General features: G+C 48.7%; 14 protein-coding genes. 7 read left to right on the forward strand and 7 right to left on the reverse strand.

All coding sequences use genetic code 11. The annotated features are described in order from the left end of the window. Window positions 1-31: 31 nt before the first annotated feature. Together CHI14_RS13140 and CHI14_RS13145 are read right to left on the reverse strand one after the other, a co-directional pair. Window positions 32-1,714 carry a sigma-54 interaction domain-containing protein gene (locus CHI14_RS13140; RefSeq protein WP_095288882.1) on the reverse strand — a complete coding sequence of 561 codons (1,683 nt, stop codon included), beginning with the start codon at window positions 1,712-1,714 and terminating at the stop codon, window positions 32-34. Between the two features lie 522 nt (window positions 1,715-2,236). Beyond that, a complete protein-coding gene (locus CHI14_RS13145; RefSeq protein WP_249281094.1) occupies window positions 2,237-3,160 on the reverse strand; it encodes a proline dehydrogenase family protein in 924 nt (307 codons plus the stop codon). Window positions 3,161-3,360: 200 nt separating this feature from the next. Between CHI14_RS13145 and pruA the strand changes: the two genes are divergently transcribed. After that, complete coding sequence (gene pruA, locus CHI14_RS13150) at window positions 3,361-4,908, forward strand: L-glutamate gamma-semialdehyde dehydrogenase (RefSeq protein WP_095288884.1); 1,548 nt, start codon at window positions 3,361-3,363, stop codon at window positions 4,906-4,908. Window positions 4,909-5,008: 100 nt separating this feature from the next. Next, on the forward strand, window positions 5,009-6,313 hold the full coding sequence (rpoN, locus tag CHI14_RS13155) for an RNA polymerase factor sigma-54 (protein WP_095288885.1): 1,305 nt from the start codon (window positions 5,009-5,011) through the stop codon (window positions 6,311-6,313). Window positions 6,314-6,457: 144 nt separating this feature from the next. Here rpoN and CHI14_RS13160 read toward each other — a convergent pair whose 3' ends face one another. After that, the gene (locus CHI14_RS13160) at window positions 6,458-7,882 is read right to left on the reverse strand and encodes an aspartate ammonia-lyase (protein WP_095288886.1); all 1,425 of its coding nucleotides are present in this window, start codon (window positions 7,880-7,882) and stop codon (window positions 6,458-6,460) included. A 326-nt stretch (window positions 7,883-8,208) separates the two neighbouring features. On the opposite strand from CHI14_RS13160, the gene CHI14_RS13165 reads away from it, so the two are divergent. Both CHI14_RS13165 and CHI14_RS13170 read left to right on the forward strand, forming a co-directional pair. After that, complete coding sequence (locus CHI14_RS13165) at window positions 8,209-9,486, forward strand: methyl-accepting chemotaxis protein (protein ID WP_095288887.1); 1,278 nt, start codon at window positions 8,209-8,211, stop codon at window positions 9,484-9,486. A gap of 172 nt (window positions 9,487-9,658) precedes the next feature. Beyond that, window positions 9,659-10,498 carry a hypothetical protein gene (locus tag CHI14_RS13170; RefSeq protein WP_095288888.1) on the forward strand — a complete coding sequence of 280 codons (840 nt, stop codon included), beginning with the start codon at window positions 9,659-9,661 and terminating at the stop codon, window positions 10,496-10,498. 349 nt (window positions 10,499-10,847) lie between these two features. Here the strand turns inward: CHI14_RS13170 and CHI14_RS13175 are convergent, their stop codons facing one another. Beyond that, the gene (locus CHI14_RS13175; RefSeq protein WP_095288889.1) at window positions 10,848-11,822 is read right to left on the reverse strand and encodes a ring-cleaving dioxygenase; all 975 of its coding nucleotides are present in this window, start codon (window positions 11,820-11,822) and stop codon (window positions 10,848-10,850) included. A 186-nt stretch (window positions 11,823-12,008) separates the two neighbouring features. On the opposite strand from CHI14_RS13175, the gene CHI14_RS13180 reads away from it, so the two are divergent. Then, window positions 12,009-12,824, forward strand: coding sequence for a YwaF family protein (locus tag CHI14_RS13180; protein ID WP_249281095.1), 816 nt, complete (start codon window positions 12,009-12,011; stop codon window positions 12,822-12,824). A gap of 99 nt (window positions 12,825-12,923) precedes the next feature. Here the strand turns inward: CHI14_RS13180 and CHI14_RS13185 are convergent, their stop codons facing one another. Together CHI14_RS13185 and CHI14_RS13190 are read right to left on the reverse strand one after the other, a co-directional pair. Next, the gene (locus tag CHI14_RS13185) at window positions 12,924-13,718 is read right to left on the reverse strand and encodes an SDR family oxidoreductase (protein ID WP_095288891.1); all 795 of its coding nucleotides are present in this window, start codon (window positions 13,716-13,718) and stop codon (window positions 12,924-12,926) included. A 173-nt stretch (window positions 13,719-13,891) separates the two neighbouring features. Continuing rightward, window positions 13,892-14,149 carry a YqkE family protein gene (locus CHI14_RS13190; RefSeq protein ID WP_095288892.1) on the reverse strand — a complete coding sequence of 86 codons (258 nt, stop codon included), beginning with the start codon at window positions 14,147-14,149 and terminating at the stop codon, window positions 13,892-13,894. Between the two features lie 127 nt (window positions 14,150-14,276). Here CHI14_RS13190 and CHI14_RS30005 point away from each other — a divergent pair, with 127 nt between their 5' ends. Further along, the gene (locus tag CHI14_RS30005; protein ID WP_170948099.1) at window positions 14,277-14,459 is read left to right on the forward strand and encodes a hypothetical protein; all 183 of its coding nucleotides are present in this window, start codon (window positions 14,277-14,279) and stop codon (window positions 14,457-14,459) included. Window positions 14,460-14,607: 148 nt separating this feature from the next. Here the strand turns inward: CHI14_RS30005 and CHI14_RS13195 are convergent, their stop codons facing one another. After that, window positions 14,608-15,258 (reverse strand): peptidylprolyl isomerase, encoded by a 651-nt coding sequence (locus CHI14_RS13195; RefSeq protein WP_095288893.1) that lies wholly within the window; start codon window positions 15,256-15,258, stop codon window positions 14,608-14,610. Window positions 15,259-15,513: 255 nt separating this feature from the next. On the opposite strand from CHI14_RS13195, the gene CHI14_RS13200 reads away from it, so the two are divergent. Beyond that, window positions 15,514-16,746, forward strand: coding sequence for an MFS transporter (locus CHI14_RS13200; RefSeq protein WP_095288894.1), 1,233 nt, complete (start codon window positions 15,514-15,516; stop codon window positions 16,744-16,746). The last annotated feature ends 130 nt before the right edge of the window (window positions 16,747-16,876 follow it).

The following is a 16,876-nucleotide window of genomic DNA, read 5'->3' on the forward strand; positions in this document are numbered from 1 at the left end:
GATACGGATCATGAAATACAGAAGAGGCTGGTCATAGACCAAGCCTCTTCATTCGGTTATAGAGTGTGGCTCTGGAGATGCCTAGCTGCCTAGCGAGTGTGCGCTTATTGCCACCTGCCGAGATCAGACACTGACGCAGGAGCTTCGCTTCATATGAATCCAGCCTTTCCTGATAAGACAGGGGGGAGACTTCGAAGGACTCGCTCTCGTTTCCTTTTGCAATGGTATCCGGAGATTCGCTGGTTGATGAGAGTGTTGGTTGTACAGGTATGACATGCAGCAATGCAGTCTCATCCGCTGTGGAGGAGTGAGGCTGTATGAGTGAGGTAAGGGATTCCGGCAAATATTCCGCCTTGACCTCACCATCCGTTGTAAGAATGGTAATCCGTTCTATTACATTGCGAAGCTCCCGTACATTGCCTGGCCATTCGTAGCTGAACAGCAGCTTGAATACTTCGGGTGGAACGAGTTCAATGTGACGGTTGTAGAGCAGGGAGAACTCCTGAAGGAACGTCTGAGTCAGTTCATATATATCTTCCTTGCGCATGCGTAAAGGAGGGATGATGAGATTGATGACATTCAGGCGATAGTATAGATCTTCCCGAAACTGGTTTTTGGCAATCATGCCCATCAAATTCTGGTTGGTTGCCGCGATAATTCGGCAATTCGCCTGTTTCACGCGTGTTCCGCCAACGGGAAAGTAGCTTTTTTCCTGAAGGACCCGCAGCAGCTTCACCTGCAATTCTAGCGGCATTTCGCCGATCTCATCCAGGAAGAGCGTACCGCCTTCGGCCAGTTCAATTTTCCCCTTTTTCCCTTTGGGATCAGCACCGGAAAACGCCCCTTTTTCATAACCAAACAATTCACTTTCGAACAATGAAGCGGGAATGGCACCGCAGTTGATGGCGATAAAAGGCGCGGATGGCGACTCGCGCAGGTCATGAATGGCTTTGGCAAACAACTCCTTGCCTGTTCCGCTTTCACCCAGTATGAGCACGGTGGCTGAAGTACTACTAATCTTGCGTATGGTCTCGAGACACTGTTTAATAACCGGACTGCTGCCTTTGATTCCCGCGAACGGGTCGGAATCCGGACGCAGCCGCGCCACGGCCTTCTCCAGGTGCTGGACCTTGGATGTCATATGTATCAGTTCCTGATGCAAGCGGATTTCAGTTGTTATGTCCACTTCGGCAGCTACCGCGCCCACGATACGTCCATTAAGAACCACTGGACGTGCATTGATGAGAGCGAACAGATCCGGACGGGGCTGGTGCTGTTTACGGTAGACCGTATCACCCGTGTACAACGTCTTGAGCGATTGAAGACGGTCTTGCGGGAAGAAGTCTGCTGCCGGCTGTCCGATGATGTCCTCTTTGTTAATGGAGAAAACACGCTCTGCATCCGTTGTCCAGTATGCCACCTTGGCTTCTTCATTAATGAGGGTAAGGGCTGTACCTGCCGTTTCAATGGTGGTTTCAAAATAAGCCTCCATGAGACGGTAGGCTTGCAGCATGGATTGCAAAACATCAGTTACCTCTATATATCCAATAGGGGAGCCTTCATCCTGGATCAACAGGTGGGGGCTTTCGCTAAAATAGGGAATGGCCTCAGGCAGTGCAGTGGTTGAAGAAATAATAGGCATTTTCGTACTATCTTTTAGAATACTCAGGTCTGTCCGCAGAAGAGACATCATATCTGGAAGCAAATGTTTCATCCGTTTCACCTCCGGTTCGAGCATGATAATCAGAGACGACACTTGTGTGCCATTACTTGCAATGCGAATCGTTGCGCAGCTATAAATTGATCTGAACGAAAAAGAATGGTTAGCCCTATTATAGCGGCCCAAATAAGTTGTGTATATATTTTTTGACATGAGGTGTAGGTGTTATAAAGGGGATTAAATGATATATAAAATAATAAGTTTAGTATACGCTTACATATCGATGTATTGCTTCTGCAATCAAACTATTCCTAAATAGTTTGAGCATTTGAAGTCATAGGGAGGTGAAGTTTTATGACACCTAAAAGGTATTCATCTATTTTCTGAACATTCAGTAGTGTCTTAAATATTGGACATTTCAATTTGGGGTTTCTTATTTTTTAGACATTGCAGTGTGGGAGGGAGACATGAGAGAGGGGATAAAAAAACCATGCGACCTGATAAAACAGGGATCACATGGCTCCATATATTTGCTGCTTCGACTGCGGTCAATCGAACTAGGATCAGAAAGTCTGATTATCTAAACATGTTTTTGACGACCATCCAGAGATTGGCCGGCTTCTCGGCAAGGCGGCGAGTATAATACGGATACCACATCGTTCCATAGGGTACATAACAGCGAATGCGATAACCTTCCCGTGCAAGCCGTTCCTGTTCGCTCATGCGCAGCCCGTACAGCATCTGGAATTCAAACGCATCTGGGGAGATGCCCCGGTCTCTGGCATACTGTTTGGTCCACGAGATAATGTGGTCATCATGTGAAGCTACGGCTGTGTAAACCCCCTGATCCAGATGCTGGCGGATCATGGATTTGAATTGATCAATGACTTCGGAAGCATTCTGATATGCTACGGCTGCGGGCTCTTTGTAAGCGCCTTTGACGAGTCGAAGCCGGATGCCTTCACGAATCATGTCCCGTGTATCCTGTTCGGTACGATGAAGATAGGCTTGCAGTACAGTTCCCGTGTTATCAAGTCCTTCTGCATGCAGGCGGCGGACAATATCCAGCGTAGCCTGGGTGAATGGGCTGTCCTCCATATCAATTCGGACAAACAGATCATGCAGTTTCGCTTGTGCTGCTACGGATCGGATATTCCGGTAACCCTCCTCCGGATCGAGCGCAAGGCCCATCTGGGTTGGCTTCAGGGATACGTTGGAATCTGCCTCCTGACGAGCTATGCCTTCCACGAGTCTTATATATTCATCGCGATAGAGGGCAGCTTCGCTCAATCTTGTGATGCCTTCCCCGAGATGATCCAGTGTGGCCATAATGCCTTTGTTGTTAAGGACCCGAATCTCCTCCAGTGCCTCCTCCAGTGTGCTGCCAGCGATAAACTTGCCTGCCAGCTTTTTGCCGTATTTGATGGACAGATTCTCCACAGCCTTATTGCCTGCAACGGTCAGCAGTGTTTTGCGATACATTTCCGTTCCAATACTCACGCCAGTTTCCTCCTTAGGGATCATGCTTCTTATAGCCCTTTAACGAAGCAAGAATCGTGCCAGATCATTTATTTTATTAAAATATTCATTCTTCATCGGAGTTGGCACGGATCTTGCTACATATATTGGGTGAGAGTGAAATAGCATGGTAAATCAGGCGAGCAGCCAGCGATTCCAACATCCTGAAGGAGGAATTATTCATGAATATCCCTTTTGTTAACGAACCATTTACGTCCTTTGCTGTACCAGCGAACAAGGAAGCCTTTGAGAGCGCACTTCGCAAGGTGGAATCTGAGCTCGGACAGGAATATTCCATGATTATCGGCGGGCAGAAAATAACGAGCAGTCGCACGTTAACCTCCGTTAGTCCGGCGGCTAAGAATCAGGTGATCGGAACGATTTTTCAGGCAGATCAGGAGCTGGCAGAGCAGGCGATTCAGACAGCGGCAGAAACATTCCGTACCTGGAAACATACAGATCCGAACGAACGCGCGCGATATCTGTACAAAGCAGCTGCTCTTATGCGCCTGCGCAAGCATGAATTCTCTGCATGGATGGTGTATGAAGCAGGCAAAACATGGCCGGAGGCGGATGCCGATACAGCGGAAGCTATTGATTTCATGGAGTTCTATGCAAGAGAAATGCAGCGTCTCAGTGAACCTCAGCCTCTGACCCGGATTGCAGGCGAGGATAATGAACTGACCTATATCCCGCTTGGCGTGGGGGTTGTCATTCCACCCTGGAACTTCCCGCTGGCCATTATGGCTGGCATGACTTCTGCCGCGCTCGTATCGGGTAATACAGTTGTCTTGAAGCCGGCCAGCACGACACCGGTGATCGCAGCCAAGTTCATGGAACTGCTCACTGAAGCAGGATTGCCGGATGGCGTAGTGAACTATTTGCCAGGCCCGGGCAGCGAAGTGGGCGATTATCTGGTGGATCATGCGCTGACTCGCTTTATCAGCTTCACCGGTTCGAGAGATGTGGGTCTGCGGATCAACGAACGGGCTGCCCGCACAGCTCCAGGGCAAAAGTGGATCAAACGGGTGATTGCAGAAATGGGCGGTAAAGATTCCATCGTTGTGGACAGCGAAAGTGATCTGGAACTGGCAGCGGACTCCATTACCGCTTCGGCATTCGGATTCTCCGGACAGAAATGTTCCGCGTGTTCCCGCGCCATTATTCATAAGGATGTATATGATGAAGTATTACAGAAGGTCATTGAGCGTACGAAGAAGCTCACGATGGGAAGTCCGCTTGAGGTGGGCAGTCATGTAGGACCAGTAATCGATGACAAGGCGTATGCCAAGATTAATGAATATATCGAAGTGGGCAAGGGCGAAGGCAGGCTTGTGTTGGGCGGTGGTACAGGGGATGCCCGAGGCTATTTCATCGAACCGACGATTATCGCGGATGTTGACCCGCTGGCCCGAATTGCCCAGGAGGAGATTTTTGGACCTGTACTCGCGTTTATCAAGGCAGATACGTTTGAGGAAGCTCTTCATATTGCAAACAACACGGATTATGGCTTAACAGGTGCAGTCATTTCACAGAATCGTGCGCATCTGGAACTGGCGAGACGGGAGTTTTTTGCTGGCAATTTGTATTTTAACCGGAAATGCACCGGTGCTTTGGTTGGCACGCATCCGTTTGGTGGATTCAACATGTCAGGCACGGACTCCAAAGCGGGCGGAAGAGACTATCTGCTGCTCTTTACACAAGCGAAGCTGGTCTCCGAAAAGTATTGAGGCGTACAGCAGCAGATGCTTGTAGTCAAGCATTTACTTTTGTACTCTTTTTCCGGAAAATATAAATTATATTCCATTCCGCGCAGAAGGAGGGAGAATCATGCTGGAGATGCAGCTGGTTCAGGAACAGCGTGTACGGCTGTCCATGACGCCAGAGATGAAACAGTCCATTCATTTGCTGACGTTGTCCGGTCAGGACTTGAACCGTTATCTGCAGGAAGCAGCCGAAGAGAATCCGGTACTTGAAGTGGAGGAGCAAGCTGCACCGCTGGTTCGCCTCCCGCGGAAGGGAAATCAGAGAACGTTCGATTCCTACGATCCGCTGCTGCAGGTGAAAAGTGCTGAGCCAACACTTGAGCAGCTGCTGTCTGCTCAGATTCGCTTGCTGGATCTCCCGCCTATGGTGAAGGTAACAGCTGAATATTTGGCAGGGTGTGTCAATGACGACGGTTATCTGAAGACAGATTTGGCTGAATTGTCATCCGTATCCGGCATCTCTGTGGATGGGCTGCAAGCAGGGTTGGATATCCTCCAGTCGCTGGATCCCGCAGGCGTTGGAGCACGCAGCTTGCATGAGTGTTTGCTGCTTCAGATCCGCCGGGATTCGTCAGCCGCTGCCCATGCCGAGCAAATGGTTCAGGCCGGACTGGTGGAACTCGTACCCTTCCATCCGGGGAAAGCGGGAACCAGGCTAGATATATCCCCACGCGAGGCACAGGCTGCGTATAATTACATTACGCAGCTCGACCCCAAGCCCTGTCGTTCCATTGGATGCCAAGAGGGTCCTCGTTACATTATTCCGGATGCCATGGTGGAACTGCGGCAGGGCGAGATTTATATCGGGCTCCATTCGGCAGGGAACCTTCGTGTATCCATGAATGAAGCTTGTTCCCACTGGATCAGGCATGGAGCTCCAGACGAAGTCTGGTCGGCGCGGGCAGCGGAGGCGAGAGCCATTGTTCGCAGTGTGCAGCTGCGGCGCAGAACCTTGATACGTGTTCTCACGGCAGTGATGAGTGAGCAGGTACATTTTTTGCATGAAGGGCCCGCTGGTCTGAAACCACTCAGTCTGGCTAACGTTGCCGAGAGGATTGACATGCATGAGTCCACGGTGAGCCGTGCCGTTAGCGGGAAATATATTCAGACCCCCCATGGGGTATTTGAATTAAAGTCCTTTTTTACGACAGGCATTGAGACAGCATGCGGAGATCACACTTCTGCATCAGTGGTTAAACTTCGATTGAAGGAACTCATCCGTACGGAGCAGGTTAGCCGGCCGTATTCGGACAGCCAATTGGCAGCGCTGCTCGCCGGGGAGGGGATCAGGATCTCCCGCAGAACGGTGGCAAAGTACAGGGAGGAACTGCAGATCCTGCCTTCGCTTGAGCGCAAGCGCTGGAGTTAAAATAAACCTTCATGCCTTAATGTCTTCATTCGTATAGCATCAGCGTTATAACATCATAAAGCCCCTGCTCACCCGAATTAACGGTGTGCAGGGGCCTTCTGTTTGGATCCATAAACATGATGAATTCGAGTCAGTCAAACCTCATTACATATTGTGCAGGAAACGCTCACCAGCAATACCTGGTGTAGTCATCTGTTCCGGATGCATGATTTCTTCGAGCTCCTCTATGGTGAGCAATCCGCGTTCCAGAATGATTTCTTGGAGCGAAGCACCCGTTTTCAGGGCTTCCTTCACAATGGATGCCGCCACGTCATAGCCCAGATGCGGGTTGAGTGCCGTAATGACGCTGAAGCTTTGCTTCATGATCAGTGCACAGCGTTCACGGTTTGCTTCCATTTCCTCCACGGCATAACGGGTGAACACGTCAATGCCGTTATTCATGATTTTCAGGGATTGCAGCAGGTTGAACGCGATGACAGGACCCATTACATTCAATTCGAATTGTCCGGCTTCACACGCCATGCAGATGGTATGATCGTTCCCCATGACCTGGAAGGAGACCTGGTTGATCACTTCGGCCATAACCGGATTAACCTTCCCTGGCATGATGGAAGAACCGGGCTGACGGGCCGGAAGACGAAGCTCATTGAATCCTGCACGCGGTCCGGAAGCCATCATTCGAATATCATTACAGATCTTGGACAGGTTGACTGCGCATACCTTGAGGGCAGCAGACAGCTCCATATAGGCATCCGTATTTTGAGTGGCATCGACGAGATCGTCAGCCGTCTGCAGCTTCAGTCCGGTAACATCGGACAAATGTTCCGTGACCTTAACGATATATTCCGGTTTGGCATTGAGCCCTGTTCCTACTGCCGTAGCTCCGAGGTTGATCGTCAGCAGGCGGCGATTCGCAAATTCAAGACGCTCCATATCGCGTCCCAGCACCCGTGCATAGGCCCCGAATTCTTGTCCCAAACGGATCGGCACGGCATCCTGGAGATGGGTGCGTCCTACTTTGACAACATCATTGAACTCCAGTTCTTTTTTTAGAAAAGCGTCTTTCAGACGCTGCATGGTATCAAGCAGTGTTTCAGACAACCGATACGCCGCGATCCGCAGTGCCGTTGGAATAACATCATTGGTCGATTGGGACATATTCACATGGTTGTTGGGATTGCAATGGAAGTAGTCCCCTTTGTTTTGCAGCAGCAGTTCCAGTCCGCGATTGGCCAAAATTTCGTTCATATTCATATTCATGGAGGTGCCCGCACCGCCCTGAATGGAGTCAACTATAAAATGATCCAGATGATGACCTTTCATCATTTCTTCAGCGGCCATCACGATGACATCGCCAATTTTCGGCGGCAGCATCTTCAGCTCCATATTCGTGATTGCGGCAGCCTTCTTCACGGCAGCGAGGGCAGTAATTAGCTCCCGGTGCACAGGTACGCCGGTAATCGGGAAGTTTTCCACGGCCCGCACCGTCTGTATACCGTAATAGGCATAAGCAGGGATTTCTTTTTCACCAATAAAATCTTTCTCCGTCCGTGTGGACATTGTAGACATTTCTTTCGCCTCCAGTGGCATCCAAAAATAGGTCAGCTCCGGCGATGCCGAAGCGCACTCAGTATATCATTTAAGCAAAATGGATGCCAGGCTAAATGATTTTACCCAAGTTGCCGATAATAATTAAAATTAGGGGTATTAACCTGGCTTGTAACTGGGTGAATCGAAGTGTAACAAACTTATCTTATAAATTATGCACCACAAGGATGAAAAGGTATTCGTGCGGGACAAGATGGGTTCCTGATTCAGCGTTTTCAGTGATGTAGATCACATGTTTTTTGGTCGATGATTGGTAAAATAGGAAAAAAGGACTACGAGGTGTGAACATGAAATGGACTTTAGGCGCAAAGACAGTCGCAGGTCTGGTACTCATTTCGATTATTACATACGGGACTAGCGGCTTTTTTATATTCTTCCTCCAGGACTGGCTCTCTTTCTCCATGCCAAGCTGGTTGTATATCACCTTAGTACTCATATTAGGGGTATGCTGGAACGGAATTCTGGGATGGTTTGCCTCACGCTGGCTGACACGCCCCATTGTTCACCTGTCCAAGGCAGCTCAGCAAGTTTCGTCAGGAGATTTGACAGCTGAAATTCCGGAGCGTCGTACACAGGACGAGCTTGCCGTTTTATATGACGCATTTCGTGCGATGGTCGTTAATCTAAGAAGTATTGTAAACGATATTTCGGACAGTACGCGTACGACCTCACAGAATGCGCAATCGCTGAGTGAAGCCATTACCCAGGCCGCCGAACAGATCGAAATGATGTCAGAAGCGGTGGATCACATTGCCGTAGGGGTAGAGGAACAAAAAGAGACCTCACAACATTCTCTGATTACAGCAGATGAGATGTTGAATGATTTTCAGCGCATGCATACCCAATCGATCGGAATGACAGAGATGTCAGGGCAGATGGAACGGTCGGTGGATCATACGAAGCAGACATTCTCGTATCTGATGAAAGGCATGGACGAGCTGACCGTATCGCATAATCGTTCCCGCGACATCATGGTGCTTCTGGAGAAGGAAGCTTCGGATATTGAGGCCATTACGCAATCGGTCAAAAACATCGCCGAGGAGACAGCGCTTCTTGCCCTTAATGCATCCATCGAGGCAGCGCGTGCTGGGGAAGAGGGAGCAGGTTTTGCTGTAGTTGCCCAGCAGATTCGCAAGCTGTCGGACGAGAGTACACAATCGGTTCACCGGATTAACGAATTGATCAGTCGTGTTCAGCAGCGTATCCGCGATACAGCGCAGCTGATTCATGAGCAGCACGGGCTTGTGGTGACTGAGTCCCAGCGCACCATTAACGTTGATCAGACACTGCAGGAGCTGACGGGAACGGTTGAGGTGTTCATGAAGGGTGCTCATGAGATCGGCTCCAAAATTGCAGAGCAGACCGTTCGGGTTGAACGTACGCATGGTCACGTGAAACAAATTCAAGGAAAAGCCGGCTCGTTCTCGGATGAGGCCAGACGGATTATGGATGCCGCTCATGAGGAGACGGCAATCATGGAGGAAATCTCCTCTTCGGCTGAAGAATTGAGACAATTAACGGATCGTTTGATGGATAAAACAAAAGCATTTCGGATGCAGCCTTAAGCTGTGTCCGGAGTGTTTTTTTCTTTATATGGATAAAGCCGAACATTCTTTCGCAAAATTAGAGGTTTGTAAAGTTTTTTTTATGAAACATTAACAAATTCGCAACGACTGGGCGATAAATGACGATATAATAGTTGTAGTATTCCATTTTTAAAAGAAGGAGCCCAGTATATTGAAAACTTGGACAGGTATCCTGCTGATGATCGTTTTGGCGGTTGTTACAATTAGTACAACTTCAGCTGCCAGAACATCCAATGAACAAAAACAGCTTAACATAGATGATCAATCCAGCCAGACCGATGGGGTCGTGGCATCCAATATAGAAACCAATGAAACATCCTTTACCTCAATAGAGAAAACTCCTGTAAAAAAAGAGAACGTTTCCGTTGCTCCGGAAAATGAAAAGGTCAGATTATACCCGATGCAAGTGGAGGGTTCTGGTTATATTTACAACGGCATGATTCTTGAAGTGAATGGACAGACACGTGAATTCAGCAAGTGGCAGGGAGAAGGCGGATCTTACAAACCCGAAGTGCATGAACTGGATTTGAATGGAGACGGCAAAAAGGAGATTATCGTGCTGTTCACCGCTGGACACGGGACAGGTATATATTTGGGTCAGGCACACATTATAGATCCGGATACGCTAGAAGAGATGAATATGCAGCCTTTGGATGAGATTGTGAAGCAGCACATGAAGTCCAGAGTTAACGTAACGCCTGGAAAAGTCACCATAGACGTAGCGTTGGATGGGGTGAAGTTAGAACCTTCTCAGATAGAGGAAGAAACCGATGGCATAGCCTATCATGATGAACTTCAATTCGGCGATGTCGTGTATTACAGTGTGGAGAACGGGAAGTTGGAAGTCACAGCATCCGGTGCTTATGGACCGGCTGGGTACGACGGAGATCTGACATTTGCCTATGCATACCAGGATGGCGAATGGAAGGCCGAGAATGTCGAATACCGTACAGAAGCGTATGAAGATGAGTATTATGAATCGTTTGATTGAATTTACGAAGTAGAAGATTTAAGGGATCGATGCTTGTCATAAAAGAATAACTTATGCTTCTGCCTTATTAGGCAGGGGCAGGAATGGTGGGGCTGAAAAAAACGGGGATACTCAGCCTCGCTTTGTGCTGTTCACATACAGAAAAATTCCCATAATATTGAACTTAAATGTCTGGCATTGCCACCTTAGTTGTTGAAATGTATAAGGAAAACTTGTCTGATATATATAACTCATGGTTTATAGAAAAAACGATTATTGCCTTTGCGTTAGATGGTTCAGCCTGAACCACGGGCGCATGCAATAATCGTTTTTTTAGGTTTCTGAGAAATATCCTAAAGTTATGAGCTGCTTAACGAATTACGGTATCGAGAGGTTTGAGGTTGGCTTCGATCTCTGCCCGGCGACCTTCCAGGAATGGAGGCAAAGCGAGCGATTCTCCCAGATGAGCAAGTTCTTCATCCGTATCAAAACCAGGACCATCCGTTGCGAGCTCAAACAGGATGCCATTCGCTTCACGGAAGTACAGGGATCGGAAGTAAAAGCGATCGACAAATCCGGAATTAGGGAAGCTGAAGTTGCGAACACGTTCTACCCATTGTTTCAATTCTTCCTCATTATCCACCCGGAAGGCAACATGGTGTACGCTACCACGTCCTGGTCTCTCGATCGGCAAGTCATTACGCTCCTCGACATGGACCTCGGAACCACTGCCTCCTTCACCGGATTCGAATACAAGTACATCCGGTTGTCCTGCTACAAAAGCAGGGTAAGTCCCATTTTGACGGAATCCAAGCAGCTCTGTGAGAACAGTTGCCGTCGACGATGCATCCTGAACGGTGAGGTGTACAGGGCCAAGACCGACAATACCGTATTCAGCCGGCACCGGGCTCTGATCCCATGGTTTGCCCCCAGGTACACCTGTGTTGTTTTCGTCAGAAACTAAGATTAGACGCTGGTTCTCAAAATCAGTAAATGAGAGAGTTGCGCGGCCGCCACGATCCATAATTTCACCATGAGGTACTTCGTACTCGTCAAAACGTTTGATCCAATACTGGAGGGCGGCGTCACTCGGAACGCGCAGCGAAGTAGCAGAGATGCTGTTCACGCCTTCACGTGTCTGTCCGGCCATCGGAATTTCGAAGAAGGTCAGCTCGGTGCCGGGATTGCCTTTTTCATCTCCATAGAAGAGGTGATACACGGAAACATCATCCTGGTTTACAGTTTTTTTGATCAGGCGAAGGCCCATGACATCGGTATAAAAGCGATAGTTTTGAGCGGCATGTGCGGTCAGTGCGGATACGTGGTGAAGTCCTTTGATTTGCATTGTTAATTCCTCCTGAGTAATTGGGATTGGGTATCATTGATTATGTGTAAGGTGTTATTTAACTTTTATTAAGTGACTAACTTTTAGTTTGTTTTGTTCTGAATTTATCTTAACATAAAGATAATTATAAAGCAATACATATCTGTAACATGAAACGGATAGACTTTCGCCTCGTTTAATGCCAAAATGAAAAATATTACATTTCAAGATGTGACTGTTGGTAATGGGAAGGAGAAAAACATGGGATATCCCCAGTGGCTTGACCCTTATGATGAACGACCTTTTATCATGTTTTCGAATCCGCATCTATGGGCAATGGCCTGCACAGCGATAGTGATTATTTTGCTGTACCTGTTTAGAAATCACTTGAGAGCATGGCCGGAACGCACACGTAGGGTGCTGCGAATCGCCTTGGCCATCTTCATGATAGGTTGTGAAATAGTGCTTCAGTTATGGTATGTCTACGGCGGGGTGTGGAGTGTGAGGACATCGCTTCCGCTGGAGCTGTGCAGTCTGTCCCTGTTGTTGTCGGCCGTGCTGTTGTTAACGCGCAGTCGCATGCTGCATTCGGCTTTATTATTTGCAGGGATTGCAGGTGCCCTGATGGCGATCGTAACTCCCAACCTGGGGTATACCGTTCCTCATTTTCGTTTTATTCAATTTTTTACGGCTCATGCCTGTATTATACTTGCCTTGCTCTATATGACCTGGGTAGAGCAGCTGCGTCCAAGCTGGAGATCGGTTGTGGGTTCAATGGTTTTTGTTAATGTGGCTGCGATGATTGTATATGGAATGGATGTGCTTTTGGAAGCCAACTATATGTTTCTTCGTCATAAACCGGAGACGGCATCCGTGCTGGATCTTCTGGGACCGTACCCGTTATATATTGTGGGGGAAGAAGTACTGGCAGCTGTATTGTTTTCGCTCATATACGTGCTGTTCTTCGCCATTCCGGAGCGAGTGAGGAACCGGGTGAAGAAGGAGAGAAGTTCCACGGTGTGATTGGCAAAAGGAGAACAATGAAAATCCCGCAGTATCATGAAGCTCAGGAGACATGCGGGATGTTTGGTTTATTGAACTCGATGCGCTGGGGCGGATAACTTATCCCCGAAGGAGGGATTCTGCACCATCCACGTAGATTCGTGTACCTGTGACATGGGAAGATTCGTCGGAAGCCAGGAAAAGCACCAGGTTGGCTACCTGTTCTGAAGTACCAGGTTCACCTTTAAGCGGATGTTCATGGCCTTCAGGGAATTCCACGGGGATCTGTACATCCTTCAGATCATCTGATGGGTAGGTGTTGTCATCGATATTGGTGTCGATGGCACCAGGACATACGGCGTTGACACGAATTTTGTAACGGGCCAGCTCAAGCGCAGCCATCTTCGTAAAAGCGGTTTGCCCGGCTTTGCTGGAAGCGTATGCAGAGAACCCGATACCTGAGAATACTCGGTTACCGTTAATCGAACTGGTGATGATGATGCTGCCTCCACGGTCTTTCAGATGGGGGATGGCGTATTTGACGGTTGCGAACGTGCCGCGCATATTAATCTCCATCGTTTGGTCCCAGTCTTCCGGTTCCATCGTTTCAATCGGTGCCATTGTGCCGTTGATCCCGGCATTGGCGAATACAATATCCAGTTTGCCGGCTTCATCCGCAGCCTGATTAATCGCTTTTTGCACATGGTCCGGTTTGGAGATATCGCATTCAATCACATAAGCTTCGCCGCCAGCCTTCTCAATGGTCTGCTTCGTTTCTTCCGCTTTCTCTGGCGTACGGTCCAGCATGTAAACTATGGCTCCATGCTCTGCAAAACGAATCGCGGTAGCCTGCCCAATACCGGAACCACCACCGGTCACAATCGCCACTTTTCCATTCAAACGCTGTTCACTCATCTTGATCCCTCCACGTCCATAAGATTTCACTGTTACTCTCTATCTCTACATACCCGGCACAAGGGAGGTGAATCAGATTCCTTCATACTTGTCCAACCAAAAAACAGGACCGATAATCGGTCCTGCATCTACATCTGAAATGACGTCTAATATGCGAATCGCTTGCTGAAATGTTATTTATGTTTCTTCCAGTCCAGCGAGCTGTTATTCAATAAATACTCGAAGTCATTATCCCGACGCTTCTGTTCCGCTTTGCGAGCTTCTTCCGCCTGCTGGCGTTCCTCTTCCTTGCGCTGGGCTTCGGCGGACTTGGCTTCATCAGCTTGAGCCTTCAGCTTCTCCAGCACGTCGCTGCTAAGCAGATCCTTCAGCGTCGTTGGTTTATCCTGAGCTGCTTTGGGGGCTGCAGGTTGTTTTTTGGATTTTGCCATGGAAAATTCTCCTCTCGAACGTAAATCAGGTTCCCTGTTTCGATCCGTAGTCATAGTATATCAGGTTCCCGGTATCCATTCCATGAATCAAGTCAAGAAAAGAAGGAAATCAGCTGTTCCGTGACGAATGAAAACGGGTATAAAATCATATAGTATTACCGATACTGCGACTATTCCCTGGAGAAAGGAGTCGTTGTTCGTGGAAGTTGACCGCAGCATGTTGAAAGGGCTTGCATGGGGGATTGCCTTCAGCTGCCCGCTATGGATTGCGATTATTGGCTGGTTCCGTTTGTTGGGGTGGATGTTGTGAGAACAGCGGGTTGCAGAGCTGCTGCATATATACGTGCGTAGAGGCTTTTTTTAAAACCTCATATGTAAACGCTATCATTAAATAAAGCTCTGCCTTGCGTATTTATCGCAAGACAGAGCTTTTGTTTGTAAGTAATGTACCTAGAGGTTTATTCCTCAGGCATTTTAACAGGTTCAGGATATTCCAGTCCATGCGTGTCCACAGTCACTTTTTTCATGACTTGATCAGTAACCGGTTTGTCATTCTGGCCCACTTCCTGAGCAGCGATCCCATCGACTACATCCATACCTTCTGTGACTTTGCCGAAGGAAGCGAACGCGTTGTCCAGATGGTCTGCATCTGCCAGCATAATGAAAAATTGTGACCCGGCAGAATCCAGACTGTCTCCACGCGCCATGGAGATCACTCCCCGTGTGTGCTTCAAATGGTTTTTATGGCCGTTGGATGTGAATTCACCCTTAATGGCATATCCAGGGCTGCCTGTCCCATTACCATTCGGATCTCCACCTTGAATCATGAAGCCCGGAACAACGCGGTGAAAGATGAGGCCATCATAGAAACCCTGATTGGCCAGCGAGATGAAATTGTATACCGTGTTGGGCGCAATATCCGGATAGAGTTCGATCACGATTTTTTGCCCGTCCTGCATTTCAATCGTGGCTACCGGATTTTGACCTTCAGGCGGAGCCGGAACGGGTTCCGTAGCGCCGTTCGAAGGGCGTCCGCAGCCGCTAATAACAATAAGCAGCAGCGCCATGATCAGCGATGCAGCAGTTGTTTTTTTCCATCGTAAAGACATGAGAATGTTCCCCCTTGCATCTCTGCTTAATGTGTTTCAACGGAATTATTTTGGGATAATCCATCAACTATCATACCGTTTTTTGGGACAGGAAGGCAATCCAAGCTTTGCTTTTGCAGGTGCCGGGATGGTCTTCATGACAGCATAGGTGTAAAATAAGGAAAATGCTTCCGCAGCAGGGACGTACGGGTCTGTTCCGTCCGCTCCAAACCACGGCAGTCCCGGGCGTCAGTAACGGAAAGGACGTGTGGGTATATGAACTTCTCGTGGAAGCGTAATCTGGTGATTTTGTGGATTGGTGTATTTTTTTGCAGCACCGCGTATTCAATCTCCATCCCGTTTTTGCCCTTGTTTCTGAGTGGCGATCTCGGTGTTCGTGATCACCTGGAGTTTTGGTCAGGGCTGGCCTTTGGCATCACGTTTCTGGCCAGTGCACTGGTGTCTCCGTTCTGGGGTTCCCTGGCAGACAAATACGGACGCAAGCCGATGCTGATCCGATCGGGATACAGCCTTGCGGTTTTGTATTTGATCAATTACTTTGTACAGGACCCATATTCACTCATCGTAGTCCGGCTGTTTCAGGGATTGCTGGCTGGTTTTGTTCCGGCTGCAATTGCCCTTGTGGGTACGAATACGCCGGAAGCGAAGACCGGATACGCGCTGGGGATCATGTCCACGGCTGGAGCTACGGGCGGGATTATTGGTCCGCTAATTGGCGGTGTAGTGAGCCACTACTACGGCAATCGAAATGCTTTTTTATTTTCAGCCATTGTGGTGCTCGTCTCTGCGGTAATCGCGACCTTCTGGGTAAAAGAGGAGAATTTCAATCGCAACAAGCCGCGTTCCCATGTCATGGATGATATTCGTGAAGCCAGAGCGAATCGTCTGTTTATTACCGTGCTCGGCATGATGGGCATCTGTACCTTTTCCGTCATGATTCTTGAGCCGCTGCTCACGGTCTATGTCATGGAGATGGGGATTCAGCCGGACCGGGCATCACTCAGCTCAGGTATTATTTTCTCAGCGGTAGGTATAGCTACCGTCATTATGGCACCGAGATGGGGGAAAATTGGTCAGCGCATCGGTTACGGCAAAGTGTTGATTATTGGACTCGTCGGTGGGGCAGTGGGGAATCTGCTGCAATTTTTCACGACAGGTTATATCGGGTTTGGTGTTTTGCGGTTTGTATATGGGTTGTTCTTCGCGGCCGTGTTCCCGGCTATCAATGCCATGATTGTGCAGGCGACGGACCCGGGCTTCCGAGGCAGGGCCTTTAGCCTGAATCAGTCTGTGTCCCAGATCGGTACGATGGCAGGACCCATCATTGGTGGTATTCTCGGTGGATGGCTGCCTATTCGCTGGATTTTTATCATCAATGGACTGGCGCTGTTAATCACAGCGATTGTAGCCAAATGGTCTGGCTTGGAGCATAAGCTTCCGGGTTCAGAAAAATCAGCATCGAAGAAAGCGGTAACAGCAGATCGATAGATAAATCTTAAGGAGAGAGATGGCGCTGTAGCAATACAGCAGCCATCTTTTTGATGTGACTATATATGTGGGCAAGTAATATACATTAAAAAGGGAAACCTCTTCATGAGAGATTTCCCTATATAGTTCA

This window comes from Paenibacillus sp. 7516 (genome assembly GCF_002272715.1).
GTDB classification, from domain to species: Bacteria; Bacillota; Bacilli; order Paenibacillales; family Paenibacillaceae; genus Paenibacillus; species Paenibacillus illinoisensis_A.

What these genes read in the sequence shown, in the direction of transcription:
- CHI14_RS13140 (WP_095288882.1), bottom strand. Translation starts at nt 1,714, where the DNA reads ATGAAACATTTGCTTCCAGATATGATGTCTCTTCTGCGGACAGACCTG.
- pruA (WP_095288884.1), top strand. Translation starts at nt 3,361, where the DNA reads ATGAATATCCCTTTTGTTAACGAACCATTTACGTCCTTTGCTGTACCA.
- rpoN (WP_095288885.1), top strand. Translation starts at nt 5,009, where the DNA reads ATGCTGGAGATGCAGCTGGTTCAGGAACAGCGTGTACGGCTGTCCATG.
- CHI14_RS13160 (WP_095288886.1), bottom strand. Translation starts at nt 7,882, where the DNA reads ATGTCTACAATGTCCACACGGACGGAGAAAGATTTTATTGGTGAAAAA.
- CHI14_RS13165 (WP_095288887.1), top strand. Translation starts at nt 8,209, where the DNA reads ATGAAATGGACTTTAGGCGCAAAGACAGTCGCAGGTCTGGTACTCATT.
- CHI14_RS13175 (WP_095288889.1), bottom strand. Translation starts at nt 11,822, where the DNA reads ATGCAAATCAAAGGACTTCACCACGTATCCGCACTGACCGCACATGCC.
- CHI14_RS13180 (WP_249281095.1), top strand. Translation starts at nt 12,009, where the DNA reads ATGAAAAATATTACATTTCAAGATGTGACTGTTGGTAATGGGAAGGAG.
- CHI14_RS13185 (WP_095288891.1), bottom strand. Translation starts at nt 13,718, where the DNA reads ATGAGTGAACAGCGTTTGAATGGAAAAGTGGCGATTGTGACCGGTGGT.
- CHI14_RS13190 (WP_095288892.1), bottom strand. Translation starts at nt 14,149, where the DNA reads ATGGCAAAATCCAAAAAACAACCTGCAGCCCCCAAAGCAGCTCAGGAT.
- CHI14_RS30005 (WP_170948099.1), top strand. Translation starts at nt 14,277, where the DNA reads ATGAAAACGGGTATAAAATCATATAGTATTACCGATACTGCGACTATT.
- CHI14_RS13195 (WP_095288893.1), bottom strand. Translation starts at nt 15,258, where the DNA reads ATGTCTTTACGATGGAAAAAAACAACTGCTGCATCGCTGATCATGGCG.
- CHI14_RS13200 (WP_095288894.1), top strand. Translation starts at nt 15,514, where the DNA reads ATGAACTTCTCGTGGAAGCGTAATCTGGTGATTTTGTGGATTGGTGTA.